A 13,221-nucleotide genomic window follows, 5' to 3' on the forward strand; every position below is an offset into this window, starting at 1 on the left:
CGGCGGACGTGGCCCGGCCGTTGACGAGGTCGCGAGCCTGGTGCAGAGTAGTCGCCAGCGTACCTAAGCAACCGCTTAGTTGGAAAGGAAGTGCTGATGCCCGAGCCCACGTCCGTGGCGGGCCAGGGCGTCGTCGTCACCGGTGCCGCTCGTGGCATCGGGAAGGCCCTGGCGGCCCGCCTCGTCGCCGAAGGGGCGCGGGTCGTGGTCAACGACCTCGACCCGGACGCGACCGCCGCCGCCGCGACCGAGATCGGGGCGCATCCCGTCCCGGGTGACGCCGCCTCCGAGGCAGGGGTCGCCGCCCTCGTCGATGCGGCCCGCGACCACCTCGGCACCGTCGACGCCTGGTTCGCGAACGCGGGCATCGTCCGCGGCCTCGGGCTCGAGGCGACGGAGGCCGACTGGGCTGCGAGCTGGGACGTCAACACGATGGCGCACGTCCGCGCTGCCCGGCTGCTCGTCCCCGAGTGGCTGGAGCGGGGCGGCGGGACGTTCGTGGTGACGGCGTCCGCCGCCGGCCTGCTGACCGCGTTGGGTACGCCGACGTACTCCGTCACCAAGCACGGAGCGGTGGCCTTCGCCGAGTGGCTCTCGGCGACCTACCGGCACCGCGGCATCGTCGTCCACGCGATCTGCCCGCAGGGCGTCCAGACCGACATGCTCCACAGCAGCGGCCCGATGGAGCGGCTGCTCAGCGCGGACGGCGCGATCACCCCCGAGCAGGTCGCCGAGGCGATGTGGCAGGCGCTGCAGGACGGGCGGTTCCTGGTCCTGCCGCACCCCGAGGTGGGGGACTACTACCGGGGGCGCGCCGCCGACACCGACCGGTGGCTCGGCGGCATCAACAAGCTGCAGCGATATCTGGAGGAGGAGTCCTGATGAGGGCATGGCAGGTGGCAGGGCTCGGAGAGCCGGCCGACGTGATGACGCTGGTCGAGATCGCCGACCCGGAGCCCGGGCCACGTCAGCTCGTCGTCAGGGTGCTGGCGTCGCCGGCGAACTTCCCGGACGCGCTGATGTGCCGGGGCCTCTACCAGGTCCGGCCCGACCTGCCGTTCACGCCGGGCGTCGAGCTCTGCGGCGAGGTCCTCGCGCTCGGCCCGGACGTCGACGGCTTCGCGGTCGGCGACCGGGTGGTCGGCGGGAGCGTGATGCCGGCCGGCGGGTTCGGCGAGCTGGCGCTGATGGATGTCGCCACCACCTTCCCCGCGCCGGGGTCGCTCGACGACGCCCAGGCCTCGAGCCTCTACATCGGCTACCAGACCGGCTGGTTCGGCCTGCACCGTCGTGCCGGGCTGAAGGCGGGGGAGACCCTGCTCGTGCACGCCGCGGCCGGGGGCGTCGGGAGCGCCGCGATCCAGCTCGGCAAGGCCGCGGGAGCCCGGGTCATCGGCGTGGTCGGCGGACCGGAGAAGGCGGACGTCGCGAAGCGGCTCGGTGCCGACCTCGTCGTCGACCGGCACACCGAGGACTTCGTCCAGGTGGTCAAGGCGGAGACCGATGGTCGTGGCGCCGACGTCGTCTACGACCCCGTCGGGGGCGAGACCTACCAACGGTCCACCAAGTGCATCGCCTTCGAGGGCCGGATCCTGGTCATCGGCTTCGCCGGTGGGGACATCCAGTCCGCCGCCCTCAACCACGCGCTGATCAAGAACTACTCGATCGTCGGCCTGCACTGGGGCCTCTACAACCTCTACGACCCGCCCGCCGTCCAGGAGTGCCACCGGGCGCTCACCGAGCTGGCCGACCAGGGCCTGATCGACCCCCTGGTGAGCGAGCGGCTGCCGCTGGCCGAGGTCGCCGCCGGCGTGCAACGGCTGGCGGACGGCGAGACCGTCGGACGGGTCGTGTACGACGCCGCGGTCGGGCGATGAGCGCGGACCTCGCCACCCCCGGGCTCGACCTCGACCGACTCGGCACGTGGTTCACCGCGAACGTGCCGGGCGCGGGCCCCGCGCTCGCGGCGACCCTGATCGCGGGCGGCAAGTCCAACCTGACCTATGTCGTCTCCGACGGGGACCAGGAGTGGATCGTCCGCCGCCCACCGATGGGCCACGTGCTCGCGACCGCGCACGACATGGCCCGGGAGTTCCGGGTGATGACCGCGCTGCGCGAGACCGCCGTACCGGTGCCGCGGACGTACGGCCTCTGTGAGGACACCGACGTCGTCGGCGCCCCGTTCTACGTCATGGAGCGCGTGGCGGGCACGCCGTACCGCTCGGTCGAGGAGCTCGAGGCGCTCGGGGCCGGCCGCACCCGGGAGATCGCGACCCGGTTGGTCGACACCCTCGGCGCCCTGCACCAGGTCGACCCCCACGCTGTCGGGCTCGGCGAGTTCGGCCGGCCGGAGGGCTACCTCGCCCGTCAGGTCGCGCGCTGGAAGAAGCAGCTCGACTCGTCGTACAACCGGGACCTGCCGGCGGCCGACGAGCTCTACTCCCGCCTGGTCGCCGACGTACCCCTCGAGTCGGGCGTCAGCATCGTGCACGGCGACTACCGGCTGGACAACGTCCTCGTCGACGACCAGGACCGGCTGACCGCCGTCCTCGACTGGGAGATGGCCACCCTCGGCGATCCGCTCAGCGACCTGGCGCTGATGCTGACCTACCACCGGCTGGGGGAGCTGCCCTCGGGCTCCGGCAGCACCGCGGTGTCGAACGCGTCGGCCGCGACGGGGTTCCTCACCGAGGCGGAGATCGTCGAGCGGTACGCCGCGGTGACCGGGCGCGACCTGACCCGCTTCGGCTTCTACCTCGGCCTCTCGGCCTACAAGCTCGCCTCGATCCTCGAGGGCATCCACTACCGGTACCTGCACGGCCAGACGGTCGGGGAGGGCTTCGAGCACGTCGGCGACGCGATCCACGTGCTGCTCGACGCCGGTCTCAACGCAATGAAGGAACTGGACCAATGAAGGAGATGGGCTGATGGACTTCGCCTACGACGGCCGGACCGAGGAGCTGCGCGCCAGCATGCTCGAGTTCATGGACCACCACGTCTATCCGGCGGAGAAGGTCTTCGAGGAGCAGCTCGAGGAGCTCGAGGACCACTGGGCGTGGGACTCGGTGCCGGTCCTCGGCGAGCTGCGGGCCGAGGCGCGCAAGCGCGGCCTGTGGAACCTCTTCCTCCCCGGCGCTGACAACGCTGCGGGCGGTGGCCTCACCAACCTGCAGTACGCCGCGGTCGCCGAGATCTCGGGACGCAGCATCCATCTCGCTCCGGCCGCCATGAACTGCGCCGCCCCGGACACCGGCAACATGGAGGTCCTGTCGCAGTTCGGCACCCCCGAGCAGAAGCAGCGCTGGCTCGAGCCGTTGCTGGAGGCCGAGATCCGCTCCGCCTTCGCGATGACCGAGCCGGCGGTGGCGTCCTCGGACGCGACCAACATCGCGACCCGCATCGAGCGCGACGGCGACGAGTACGTCCTCAACGGCCGCAAGTGGTGGATCACCGGCGCGATGAACCCGGGCTGCTCGATCTTCATCGTCATGGGCAAGACCGACCCGGAGGCCGACCGGCACCGGCAGCAGTCGATGATCCTCGTCGAGCGGGACACCCCGGGCTTCGAGATCCACCGCGGCATGAAGGTGCTGGGGTACGACGACCGCGAGCACGGCGGGCACGCCGAGCTGTCCTTCACCGACGTCCGGGTGCCGCTCGAGAACCTCATCGGCGGCGAGGGCGACGGGTTCGGCATCGCTCAGGCTCGCCTCGGTCCCGGCCGGATCCACCACTGCATGCGGTCGATCGGCATCGCGGAGCGGGCCATCGAGCTGATGTGTGCCCGCGCCGACGACCGGGTCGCCTTCGGCAAGCCCCTGTCCGACCAGGGCGTGATCCGGGACTGGATCGCCGAGTCGCGGGTGCGGCTCGAGCAGCTGCGGCTGCTCGTGCTCAAGGCCGCCTGGTTGATGGACACCGTCGGCAACAAGGCGGCGCACACCGAGATCCAGGCGATCAAGATCGCCACCCCGGCGACGGTGGAGTGGATCCTCGACAAGGCGATCCAGACCCACGGCGCGGGCGGCCTGTCGCAGGACTTCCCGCTCGCCAGCATGATCGCCGGGATCCGGACCCTGCGGTTCGCCGACGGTCCGGACGAGGTGCACAAGAACGCCCTTGCCCGCACGGAGCTCCGCCGGCAGCAGGGTGCCCGGGAGGCGCGCGGATGAGCGCCGTGGTCGCGGACCTGGAGAAGCGCGTCGATGCCCTCCTCGCCGAGCACGACCCGGCGGCGACCGAGCGGCTGGAGTTCCTTCGGGCCCGGTTCGACGCCGGCCTGGCGTGGGTGTGGTACCCCGAGGGCCTCGGCGGACTGGGCCTGCCGCAGGAGCACCAGGCCGTCGTCGACAGCCTGCTGGCGAAGGCCGGCGCACCCGGCAACCACCCGGAGAAGAACGGCATCGGCCTAGGGATGGCCGCGCCCACGATCCTCCGCTTCGGCACCGACGAGCAGAGGCGGCGCTACCTGCGCCCGCTGTGGACCGGCGAGGAGGTCTGGTGCCAGCTCTTCAGCGAGCCGGGTGCCGGCAGCGACCTCGCCAACGTCGCGACCCGAGCGGTCCGCGACGGCGACACCTGGGTGGTCAACGGCCAGAAGGTGTGGACGTCCGGAGCCCAGAACGCCCGGCTGGCGATCCTCGTCGCGCGCACCGACCCGGACCTGCCCAAGCACGCGGGCCTGACCTACTTCCTCTGCGACATGACCGACCCCGGCGTCGAGATCCGGCCGCTGCGGCAGATCACCGGTGAGGCCGAGTTCAACGAGGTGTTCCTGACCGACGTCCGGGTCCCCGACAGCCAGCGGCTCGGCGCCGAGGGAGAGGGATGGCGGGTCGCCAACGCCACCCTGAACAACGAGCGGGTGTCGATCGGCAGGGCCTCGGAGCGTGAGTCCGGGATGATCGGCGTCGTCTCCCGCACCTGGCGGGAGCGCCCCGATCGTCGTACTCCCGACCTGCACGACCGGCTGCTCCGCCTCTGGGTCGACAGCGAGGTGTTCCGCCTCACCGGCCAGCGGCTTCGCCAGAAGCTCGCCCAGGGCCAGCCCGGTCCCGAGGGTGCGGCGATGAAGCTGACGTTCGCCCGGATCGCCCAGCAGGCGTCCGGCCTCGAGGTGGAGCTGCTGCGGGAGGACGCGCTGCGCTACGAGAGCGACCAGGGCTGGACCCAGGTCCGTCCCGACCGCGTGGACTTCACCGGCCGCGATGCGGGCTACCGCTACCTGCGCGCCAAGGGGAACTCGATCGAGGGCGGCACCTCGGAGATCCTGCGCAACATCGTCGCCGAGCGGGTCCTCGGCCTGCCCGGCGAGCACCGCGTCGACAAGGACCGGCCCTGGAAGGAGACCGCACGATGAGCCAGCCCCCCGTGCTCGACCTGCTGCCCACGGAGGTCGAGGCGGACCTGCGGGCCACCGTCCGCGGCCTGCTGGACGCCCGGTGCGACGCCGCCGCCGTGACCGCGGTGTACGACGGCGACCGGGCCGTCGTGACTCCGCTCTGGCAGTCGCTGACCCGGGAGCTCGGCCTCGCCGGCCTGCTCGTCCCCGAGGACCGCGGGGGTGCCGGCGCCAGCGCGCGCGAGGCGGCCGTGGTCCTCGAGGAGCTGGGCCGCGCCGCCGCGCCGGTGCCGTTCCTGACCAGTGCGGTGATCGCGACAACGGCGCTCCTCGACACCGACGGTGACCTGCTGGCGGAGCTGGCGGCCGGGGAGCGGACGGCGACGCTGCTCGTGCCCCTGTCGGCCGGCCCGCAGGACCCGCTTCCGGTGCTCGGCACCGACGGTGCCGGTCGGGTGAGCGGCTCGGTCACCAGCGTCGCCGGCGTCCTCGAGGCCGACACCCTGCTGGTGCTGGTCGCGACCGACGCCGGGCCGGCGCTCGGGGTGGTCGGCGCATCAGCGGCGTCCGTCGTCCCCGTGGTCTCGCTGGACATGACCCGCCAGCTCGCCGACGTCACGCTCGACGGCGCGGAGGTGACGCTCGTGCTCGACGAGGGCGAGCCCGCCGTACGCCGTGCCCTGCAGGCAGGTGCCGCGCTGCTGGCCTCGGAGCAGGCCGGCCTCGCCCGCTGGTGCCTGGAGGAGACCGTCGCCTACCTCAAGGTGCGCCCCCAGTTCGGCCGGGTCGTCGGCGGCTTCCAGGCACTCAAGCACCGGCTCGCGGACCTCTTCACCGAGGTCGAGTCCGCCTCGGCCGCTGCGGTCAACGCCGCTGCCGCACTGGCCGCGGACGACCCTGACCTGGTGGTCGCGACCTGCGTCGCGCAGAGCTACTGCAGCGACGTCGCCGTCCACGCGGCGGAGGAGGCGGTCCAGCTGCACGGCGGCATCGGGATGACCTGGGAGCACCCCGCGCACCTCTACCTCAAGCGGGCCAAGGCCGACCAGGTCGCGCTCGGCACGCCCGGCGCGCACCGCACCCGGCTCGCCGAGCTCGTGGACCTCCCGGGAGCGAGCGCATGACGACGAGCACGCAGATCCGGCTGGCCGCCTACCCGGTCGGCGAGCCGGGCGACGACGCCTACGAGACCGTCACCGTCGAGCTGCCGGAGCTCGCGGACGGCCAGGTGCTGCTGCGCACGATCTACCTGTCCCTCGACCCCTACATGCGGGGCCGGATGAGCACCGCCAAGTCGTACGCCGAACCGGTCGCTCTCGGCGAGGTCATGGTCGGGGCGACGGTGTGCGAGGTGGTCGCGTCGCGCTCGCCCGATCGGGCGGTCGGCGACGTCGTCCTCGCCTACACCGGCTGGCAGACCCATGCGGTCGTGCCCGCCCGGCACACCCGGCGTCTCGACCCGGAGGCCGCACCCGTCTCGACGGCGCTCGGCGTCCTCGGCATGCCGGGCTTCACGGCGTACGGCGGCCTCCTCGAGATCGGGCGCCCCCAGCCGGGGGAGACGGTCGTCGTCGCGGCGGCGACCGGGCCGGTCGGCTCCGCGGTCGGCCAGATCGCCCGGGTCAAGGGCGCACGCGCCGTGGGCATCGCCGGCGGTCCGGAGAAGTGCCGGGTGCTCGTCGACGAGCTGGGCTTCGACGCTGCGGTCGACCACCGATCGCCCACCTTCGTCGAGGACCTCGCGGCGGCCACCCCCGACGGGATCGACGTCTACTTCGAGAACGTCGGTGGTCACGTGACCGAGGCGGTGCTCCGCCGGCTCAACCGGTTCGCCCGGATCCCCGTCTGCGGCGTGGTCGCCTGGTACAACGCCACGGCGGCACCCGAGGGCCCGGACCAGTTCCCCGCCTTCCTGCGCCGGATCCTCACGTTGAGCCTCACGGTGCGGGGCTTCATCCAGGACGAGTTCGTGCCGACCCATCAGGAGGCGTTCCTGAGCGACATGTCCGGCTGGGTCCGCGACGGCGTGGTGCGCTACCAGGAGGACGTCGTCGACGGCCTCGAGAACGCGCCCGAGGCCTTCCGCGGGCTCCTTCGTGGCGCCTACCTCGGCAAGCTGCTGGTCCAGGTCGGCGACGACCCGACCGTCGATCCGTGACCAGCCCGCAGGGTCGGCGGATCGGCCGGCCACCGGCGCGCGTCGACGGCCGGACCGTGCCGGAGCGACTGGTCGAGGTGGCCCTGGAGCTGTTCGCGGAGAAGGGTTTCGAGCGCACCTCGGTCCAGGACGTCGTCGCCGCCGCCGGGGTGACCAAGGGCGCGATGTACCACTACTTCGGGTCCAAGGACGACCTGCTCGCCGAGATCTACGCCCGCGTGCTCCGGATGCAGCTGTCCCGGCTCGAGTCGTTCGTCGGCGCCGACGCCCCGGTCGCCGAGCGGGTGTCGGGCGCGGCCGCCGACGTCGTGGGCACGACGATCGAGAACCTGCCGAGCACGACGACGTTCTTCCGGTCCCTGCACCTGCTCAACGCGGCTCACGATCGGGAGGTCCGGGAGCAGCGTCGCCGCTACCACGACATGTTCCGGCAGCTGATCCTCGACGGCCAGGCCGAGGGTGCGTTCCGTGACGACGTGGACGCCGACCTGGTCGTCGACTACTTCTTCGGCGCCGTCCACCACCTGCCGATGTGGTGGCGACCCGAGCGCGGGCTGGACCCGGTCGCGGTCGGGCACGAGTTCGCGACGCTGCTGCTCGACTCGCTGCGGCCGGCCGCTCCCCGCTGCCCCTAGGCTGCGGCCATGAGCGACGCACCCGACCCGCTGGCGATGGCGGCGGTCGACCGCGCGGCGGGAAGGCCGACGGAACCGTGACCGTCCTGGGTGACCGTTATCGACTCGGCGACGTGCTCGGACGTGGCGGCGTCGCCGACATACGGCGAGCGCGGGACCCGGTGCTCGACCGCGACGTCGCCGTGAAGATCCTGCGGGACACGGTGGACGACGCCGACCGGAGCAGGTTCATGGGCGAGGCCACGACGCTCGCGCGGCTGTCCCACCCCGGCCTGGTGACCGTGCTCGACGTCGGCGTCGCCGACGCGCAGCCCTACATCGTGATGGAGCTCGTAGAGGGGCCCACCCTCGCCGCCGTGCTCCGTGACGGGGCGCTGCCGCTCGACCAGGTCGCGGTGATCGGGGACCAGCTGGCGTCGGCCATCGCCTACGCACACGAGCAGGGCGTGGTCCATCGCGACGTCAAGCCGGCCAACGTCCTCCTCGGCCAGGGCGGCGCCAAGCTGGCCGACTTCGGAATCGCCCGCCTGATCGGTGACACGGTGCGGCACACCCGGACCGGGATGACCGTCGGGACCCCTGCGTACGTGTCGCCCGAGCAGGTCCGGGGCGCGGCGGTGGGCCCGCCGACCGACGTCTACTCGCTCGGACTGGTCCTGCTCGAGGCCCTCACCGGGGAGCGCGCCTTCACCGGGACGCAGATGGAGGCTGCGCTCGCCCGGCTGCACCGGTCTCCTGCCGTCCCGGACGACCTCCCCGACGACTGGCGCGGGCTGCTCGCCGCCATGACCGCGACGGATCCGGGCGAGCGTCCGACCGCAGGCGCTGCCGCGGAGCGGATCCGGGCCCTCGCCTCGACCGCTCCTTCCGCCGCGCTCGCCGTGCCAACCGCCACGCAGGTCCTCGAGCCCACGCCGGCACCGTCGTCGGTGACCCAGGACGACGTACCGACGGAGCGACTCCCCGACGGTGCCGCCGGCCCGGTCGGCCTCTCCGGCCCCGCCAAGGCCGTCGGCGCTGTGGTCGCCGTCGCTCTCGTCGTCGTCGCACTGGCGGTGGGTGGGGCCGTGCTGGGCGGCGGCGACGAGACGCCCGACGACCCGGCCACCACGCCCGCGACCTCCGCCAGCACCGAGCCGGAGCCCCGGGAGTCGGACACCACGACCGCCAGCGAGCCGGTCGTGACCGACACCGAGGAAGGCGAGGGCGAGGGCGGCGGGGGGAAGGGCAAGAAGGACAAGAAGAAGGACAAGGACAAGGGCGGCGGCAAGGGGAAGGGCAAGGGCGGCAAGGGGAAGGGCTAGCGCCCGCCGGCCTCCCGAGGGTGTGGTCGGACCGTCACCAGACGACGCCGCGGTCGACCACCAGGTTCGCCCCGGTGACCGACGCCGCGGCGTCCGACGCAAGGAAGAGCAGGCTCTCGGCGACCTCGGCCGGGGGCATGAAGCCGGGCATGACGGACTGGCTCTTGGCGATCAGATTCCAGTCGACCGACGCCGGCAGGCCGGCGGCGGCCGCGTGGATCAGCGGGGTGTCGATGCCACCGGGGGACACGCAGTTGACCCGCACGCCCTTGGTGCCGAGCTCGACCGCGAGCGAGCGCATCCCCAGCAGGAGGGCGGCCTTGGAGGCGCAGTACGGCGCGTTGTAGGGCTGGCCCATCACCGCGGAGATCGACGCGACCGAGACGACGTTGCCCTTGCTCTCGACGAGGGCGTCGGCGAACCCCTGCGCGAGCAGGAGGGGCGCCAGCGCGTTGACGTCGAACGCGCGTCGCAGCGCTGCGGCGGTGATCGTGCCGAGCTCGGCGAACTGCTGGACCCCCGCGACGTTGCACAGGACGTCGAGGCCGCCGAGGTCGGCGAGCACGTCGGCCACGAACCCGTCGCGGGCCCCGTCGTCGGAGAGGTCGCAGGTGACGATGTCGTCGCCCGGCACCACGTCGGTGCCGACCACGTGTGCGCCCTCGGCGCGGAACAGTGCTGCGACGACCAGGCCGAGGCCCCCGGCCGCGCCGGTGACGACGACCCGACGGTCGGTGAAGCGCTGTGCGCGGGACGGTTCGGTCATGGCGATCTCCTCGGTGAGTACGGCGAGCACGTTGACACCCGCCACGGAGCAGACTAGAACACGTTCTACTATGGAGAAGATCGATCTGCTGATGTGGGACGACGCCGTGGCTGCGAGCGCGCCCGGTCTCGACGTACCGGGACTCCGCTCGCTGCAGGTGTCGGTCGCCGCCGACCTCCCGGGCGCGACCCTGCTTCTCGGCGATGGTCCTGCGCTGAGGGGCGTTGCGGAGATCTGGGTCGACTCGGTGGACGTGTGGCCCGACGTCGTCGCGCAGGTCCCCGGCGACGCCTACCTGGTGACCGAGTCGGTGCCGAAGGTCGCTCCGCCAGGCGACTGGCTGACCCACTTCACCTGGTTCCCCAAGCCGGCACGGTTGTCGGAGGAGGAGTTCTTCCACGGCTGGCACATGATCCACACGCCGTCGTCCGCGCGGCTGCACCCGCTCCGGCAGGGCTACGTCCGCGATGCCGTCGCCCGCACCCTGACCGCCGGGTCGCCGCCTGTCCGGGCGATCGTGAGCGAGTTCTTCGCCGAGGACGTCTACCTCGACCCGGCCCGACTTTTCGGCAGCCCGGACGAGCTGAAGAGCACGATCGAGGAGCTGCCGCTCTACGCGGACCAGGCGGACGTGTCGAGCTGCCCGGTCCGACGCGTCACGTGAAGTGGCGGTCCCGCCAGCCCCGGAGCCGCGCCCGTGACATGCGCGCGGCCTCGATCAGGGGCTTCATCGACGGCGCCTTGCCGCGGATCACCGCGCTGAGACCGGCCTTCTCGTACGACGGCGCGTCGCCCTCCCACCACACCGGCTCCTGCATCGCAAGGACGAACGGGATCGCCTCCTCGGCCGAGGCGCGCCCCCAGGCGATCGCCTGGTCCAGGGCCGCGGCGTTGGGGGCGAGCGTCAGCGGCGACAGCGTCGGCGCGGTCTCGAGCAGGTAGTCGCAGTACGGCGCGTTCCGCACCATCTGCAGGTTCACCGCGCGGGTGATGGGCGTGAGCCACAGGTGGCGCGGGTCGAGCTGCGGGTGGAAGCAGTCGAGGGCGAGGTACGTCGCGTTCCGGGTGCCGAGGCGCCCGCGCTGGACCTTGATCCATGCCTGCTCGGCGGGCACGTTGCTCGCCGCGACCCCGTCGACCAGGGCGGACACGTCCTTGATGGCGAGGAAGTCGTCGAGCAGCGGGACCATCGCCGGGTCGTTGGTCTCGTGGTGCAGCACGCCCGGGATCGCGGCGGAGAACGACGCGGCGTCGACGATGTTGAGCTCGCGGGTGAGCTTGTCGCCGCCGAGGACGAGCGGCTTCACCATCCGGGTGTCGATGAAGGAGGCGACCTGCCAGAGTCGACGGACGACCTGCGGCCCGAGCCCGATCGGCCGCACCGGGAGCGAGCGGAGCTGCATCGCGGCCAGCTCCTGCCGGCGGAAGGACGCCGGGAGTCGCTTGAAGATCTCGCGGTGCACCCCGGACACGACGGTGTCGAACGGGATCGCGGTGTCCTTCATCCGAAGTGGGCGCCCGTCCGGGCCCTCGAACATGGCGGCGGCGTACTCGTCGAAGCGCAGCGACAGCACGCTGGTCAGCCCGTGCCGGCGGCGGAGCGGCTCCGGCCCGAGGAGGGCGCGATAGGTCAGCGAACGAGCGAACTCGATGTAGTCCTCGAACGGGATCGGCAGCTGGCGCGCGAAGACACTGCCGAGGACCGCGCCGATCGACCCGCCGACGAGGTAGTCAGGCACCAGTCCGGCTTCGACGAACCGCTGGGCCGCCCCGACGTAGACGAAGCCGGCGCCGCCGCCACCGCCGAGGATCAGCACCAGGCTCTTGCAGCCGACCTCGGCGTCGAGCTCGGCCTCGGAGAAGTCGTTGCGATGGTTCTCGATCAGCTGGCGCCGCTGCTCGTCCATCTCCGGCTCGAGCGCGGCCAGCGCGTCCCGGGCGCGCGCCAGCCGGCCGGCGGGCAGGCCCTCGTGGCGCAGCGGTCCGGTCAGCTCGTCGACGACGCGCTGGCGCCAGGGGAGGAGCTCGTCGGTGACGTCGATGTCGCCGCGTCCGCTTGCGGCCCGCGGACCGGCGGCGCCGGGCTCGAACACCGTCAGCCGGGCGAACGAGATCAGGTAGCGCAGCCGGCGCAGCTCCTCCGTCGTGAGCACGTCCGGCTCGTCGACATGGGCGCGCACGAGTGCGCGCTCCATCTGCTGCAGGAGGAGCTGGTCGTCCATGGGCGCCTACCCCTTCTTGCGGGCTGCCGCCTTGCGCTGGGCCCGGAGCCGGCGCTCCTCGGCGTACGCCGCAGCCGCCTCCTCGATCGTGGGCGCCGAGCCGCCGTACTGCTTCGGCAGCCACCAGGCTCCCTCGGGGCGCTCCTCCGCCGGCGTCGCGAGGATCAGCCGGTCGAGCATCGCCTCCATCCGTGACCGCAGCTCGGCCGTCTCCGCGATCGGGTCCTCGCCGGTGGGGTACATCGGCTCGCCGACCTCGATGTCGATGCGCTGGTGCCGCGACAGGTCGGCCTTGCGGCCCTTGGTGAGGATCCGGTGGGTGCCCCAGAGCACCACGGGGATCAGCGGTGCGTCGGCGCGGGCGGCGATCCGCACCGCGCCGGTCTTCAGCTCCTTGATCAGGAAGCTCTGCGAGATCGTGCTCTCGGGGAAGATCCCGACGACCTCGCCCGCACGGATGGCCTCCTCGGCGCGCTCCATCGACTCCAGGCCGGCGGACCGGTCGACGCTGATGTGCTTGAACGAACGCATCACGGGCCCGCCGATCGGGTGGTCGAAGACCTCCCGCTTCGCCATGAACCGGGTCAGCCGCCCCTGCTTCTCGCCCGGGTAGCCGGCCATCAGGTAGTCGACGTACGACAGGTGGTTGATCGCCAGCAGGGCTCCACCCTCGCGGGGGATGTGCTCGGTCCCGGTCATGTTGATCTTCATGTCCGCGACCCGGAACCAGGTCTTGGCGAGCGCGATGGTGATCGGATAGGTGATGTCCATGATGGGCGAAGCGTAGCGGCGCGC

13 protein-coding genes are annotated in these 13,221 nt (G+C 72.4%); 10 read left to right on the forward strand and 3 right to left on the reverse strand.

The window, feature by feature from the left end; all coding sequences use genetic code 11:
• Positions 1–96 precede the first annotated feature (96 nt).
• The 9 genes from D0Z08_RS22545 to D0Z08_RS22585 all read left to right on the forward strand — a co-directional run bounded on the left by D0Z08_RS22545 (position 97) and on the right by D0Z08_RS22585 (position 9,438).
• Positions 97–882: an SDR family oxidoreductase gene (locus D0Z08_RS22545; RefSeq protein ID WP_118927531.1), complete on the forward strand. Its 786-nt coding sequence runs from the start codon at positions 97–99 to the stop codon at positions 880–882.
• On the forward strand, positions 882–1,877 hold the full coding sequence (locus D0Z08_RS22550) for an NADPH:quinone oxidoreductase family protein (protein ID WP_118927532.1): 996 nt from the start codon (positions 882–884) through the stop codon (positions 1,875–1,877). Before D0Z08_RS22545 ends, D0Z08_RS22550 begins: the two co-directional genes overlap by 1 nt.
• Complete coding sequence (locus D0Z08_RS22555; RefSeq protein ID WP_118927533.1) at positions 1,874–2,914, forward strand: phosphotransferase family protein; 1,041 nt, start codon at positions 1,874–1,876, stop codon at positions 2,912–2,914. Before D0Z08_RS22550 ends, D0Z08_RS22555 begins: the two co-directional genes overlap by 4 nt.
• Positions 2,915–2,927: 13 nt before the next feature.
• Positions 2,928–4,172 (forward strand): acyl-CoA dehydrogenase family protein, encoded by a 1,245-nt coding sequence (locus D0Z08_RS22560; RefSeq protein WP_118927534.1) that lies wholly within the window; start codon positions 2,928–2,930, stop codon positions 4,170–4,172.
• Positions 4,169–5,359, forward strand: a complete 1,191-nt coding sequence (locus tag D0Z08_RS22565; protein ID WP_118927535.1) for an acyl-CoA dehydrogenase family protein — start codon at positions 4,169–4,171, stop codon at positions 5,357–5,359. The genes D0Z08_RS22560 and D0Z08_RS22565 overlap by 4 nt, the downstream gene beginning before the upstream one ends.
• Positions 5,356–6,465 carry an acyl-CoA dehydrogenase family protein gene (locus tag D0Z08_RS22570; RefSeq protein WP_118927536.1) on the forward strand — a complete coding sequence of 370 codons (1,110 nt, stop codon included), beginning with the start codon at positions 5,356–5,358 and terminating at the stop codon, positions 6,463–6,465. Before D0Z08_RS22565 ends, D0Z08_RS22570 begins: the two co-directional genes overlap by 4 nt.
• The gene (locus D0Z08_RS22575; protein ID WP_118927537.1) at positions 6,462–7,499 is read left to right on the forward strand and encodes an NADP-dependent oxidoreductase; all 1,038 of its coding nucleotides are present in this window, start codon (positions 6,462–6,464) and stop codon (positions 7,497–7,499) included. Before D0Z08_RS22570 ends, D0Z08_RS22575 begins: the two co-directional genes overlap by 4 nt.
• Positions 7,496–8,134 carry a TetR/AcrR family transcriptional regulator gene (locus tag D0Z08_RS22580; protein WP_220454304.1) on the forward strand — a complete coding sequence of 213 codons (639 nt, stop codon included), beginning with the start codon at positions 7,496–7,498 and terminating at the stop codon, positions 8,132–8,134. Before D0Z08_RS22575 ends, D0Z08_RS22580 begins: the two co-directional genes overlap by 4 nt.
• A gap of 77 nt (positions 8,135–8,211) precedes the next feature.
• The gene (locus D0Z08_RS22585) at positions 8,212–9,438 is read left to right on the forward strand and encodes a serine/threonine-protein kinase (protein ID WP_182481440.1); all 1,227 of its coding nucleotides are present in this window, start codon (positions 8,212–8,214) and stop codon (positions 9,436–9,438) included.
• 34 nt (positions 9,439–9,472) lie between these two features.
• Here the strand turns inward: D0Z08_RS22585 and D0Z08_RS22590 are convergent, their stop codons facing one another.
• On the reverse strand, positions 9,473–10,249 hold the full coding sequence (locus D0Z08_RS22590) for an SDR family NAD(P)-dependent oxidoreductase (RefSeq protein WP_118927539.1): 777 nt from the start codon (positions 10,247–10,249) through the stop codon (positions 9,473–9,475).
• A 25-nt stretch (positions 10,250–10,274) separates the two neighbouring features.
• Between D0Z08_RS22590 and D0Z08_RS22595 the strand changes: the two genes are divergently transcribed.
• Positions 10,275–10,868 carry a hypothetical protein gene (locus D0Z08_RS22595; protein ID WP_118927540.1) on the forward strand — a complete coding sequence of 198 codons (594 nt, stop codon included), beginning with the start codon at positions 10,275–10,277 and terminating at the stop codon, positions 10,866–10,868.
• Here the strand turns inward: D0Z08_RS22595 and D0Z08_RS22600 are convergent.
• Both D0Z08_RS22600 and D0Z08_RS22605 read right to left on the reverse strand, forming a co-directional pair.
• Entirely contained in the window at positions 10,861–12,426 is a 1,566-nt protein-coding gene (locus tag D0Z08_RS22600; RefSeq protein ID WP_118927541.1) for a patatin-like phospholipase family protein, read from the reverse strand. The genes D0Z08_RS22595 and D0Z08_RS22600 overlap by 8 nt on opposite strands.
• A gap of 6 nt (positions 12,427–12,432) precedes the next feature.
• Positions 12,433–13,197, reverse strand: coding sequence for a lysophospholipid acyltransferase family protein (locus tag D0Z08_RS22605; protein ID WP_118927542.1), 765 nt, complete (start codon positions 13,195–13,197; stop codon positions 12,433–12,435).
• Positions 13,198–13,221 lie beyond the last annotated feature (24 nt).

This window comes from Nocardioides immobilis (assembly GCF_003515065.1).
Lineage (GTDB): Bacteria > Actinomycetota > Actinomycetes > Propionibacteriales > Nocardioidaceae > Nocardioides > Nocardioides immobilis.